This window comes from Alkalihalophilus lindianensis (assembly GCF_032843265.1).
GTDB lineage: Bacteria > Bacillota > Bacilli > Bacillales > Bacillaceae_D > Alkalihalophilus > Alkalihalophilus lindianensis.
This window is the reverse complement of sequence record NZ_JAWJBA010001014.1, coordinates 1-237: the sequence shown is the minus strand read 5'-3', so window position 1 is coordinate 237 and position 237 is coordinate 1. Positions and strand designations below refer to the sequence as shown.

At 59.1% G+C, this 237-nt stretch carries 1 protein-coding gene; it reads left to right on the top strand.

Going from position 1 to position 237, the window contains the following annotated elements:
* On the top strand, window positions 1-237 hold a 237-nt coding region (locus RYX56_RS26850), incomplete at both ends, for an alpha-amylase family glycosyl hydrolase (protein WP_317124491.1).

Sequence of the window (237 nt, the reverse complement as noted above, 5' to 3'; positions counted from 1 at the left end):
ACCTGGGCATCACCGCGATCTGGTTCGCGCCGATCTTCCAGAACAAGGCTGTGCAGGGCCCGAAAGGCGAGGAGAGCGCGGGCTATCACGGATATTGGGTGACCGATTTCACCCGCCCTGACAGTCATTTCGGCTCGCGGGACGAGTTCAAGGCTTTCGTCGATGCGGCGCATGGCATGGGGATGAAGGTCTATATGGACATCATCACCAACCACACCGCCGACGTGATCCGTTACA